General features: G+C 62.1%; 1 protein-coding gene. It reads right to left on the bottom strand.

Annotation, left to right across the window (positions count from 1 at the left end; translation table 11 throughout):
- Positions 1-202 precede the first annotated feature (202 nt).
- A partial coding sequence (gene intI1 / locus ACHHZ7_RS25430) for a class 1 integron integrase IntI1 (protein WP_031999050.1) occupies positions 203-1,101 on the bottom strand: 899 nt, incomplete at its 5' end.

Raw genomic sequence — 1,101 nt, 5'->3', positions numbered from 1 at the left:
TGTCGTTTTCAGAAGACGGCTGCACTGAACGTCAGAAGCCGACTGCACTATAGCAGCGGAGGGGTTGGATCCATCAGGCAACGACGGGCTGCTGCCGGCCATCAGCGGACGCAGGGAGGACTTTCCGCAACCGGCCGTTCGATGCGGCACCGATGGCCTTCGCGCAGGGGTAGTGAATCCGCCAGGATTGACTTGCGCTGCCCTACCTCTCACTAGTGAGGGGCGGCAGCGCATCAAGCGGTGAGCGCACTCCGGCACCGCCAACTTTCAGCACATGCGTGTAAATCATCGTCGTAGAGACGTCGGAATGGCCGAGCAGATCCTGCACGGTTCGAATGTCGTAACCGCTGCGGAGCAAGGCCGTCGCGAACGAGTGGCGGAGGGTGTGCGGTGTGGCGGGCTTCGTGATGCCTGCTTGTTCTACGGCACGTTTGAAGGCGCGCTGAAAGGTCTGGTCATACATGTGATGGCGACGCACGACACCGCTCCGTGGATCGGTCGAATGCGTGTGCTGCGCAAAAACCCAGAACCACGGCCAGGAATGCCCGGCGCGCGGATACTTCCGCTCAAGGGCGTCGGGAAGCGCAACGCCGCTGCGGCCCTCGGCCTGGTCCTTCAGCCACCATGCCCGTGCACGCGACAGCTGCTCGCGCAGGCTGGGTGCCAAGCTCTCGGGTAACATCAAGGCCCGATCCTTGGAGCCCTTGCCCTCCCGCACGATGATCGTGCCGTGATCGAAATCCAGATCCTTGACCCGCAGTTGCAAACCCTCACTGATCCGCATGCCCGTTCCATACAGAAGCTGGGCGAACAAACGATGCTCGCCTTCCAGAAAACCGAGGATGCGAACCACTTCATCCGGGGTCAGCACCACCGGCAAGCGCCGCGACGGCCGAGGTCTTCCGATCTCCTGAAGCCAGGGCAGATCCGTGCACAGCACCTTGCCGTAGAAGAACAGCAAGGCCGCCAATGCCTGACGATGCGTGGAGACCGAAACCTTGCGCTCGTTCGCCAGCCAGGACAGAAATGCCTCGACTTCGCTGCTGCCCAAGGTTGCCGGGTGACGCACACCGTGGAAACGGATGAAGGCACGAACCCAGT

Source organism: Citrobacter freundii complex sp. 2024EL-00216 (assembly GCF_043945515.1).
GTDB lineage: Bacteria > Pseudomonadota > Gammaproteobacteria > Enterobacterales > Enterobacteriaceae > Citrobacter > Citrobacter portucalensis.
The sequence above is the reverse complement of the archived record's forward strand: the minus strand, read 5'-3'. Positions and strand labels throughout refer to the sequence as shown.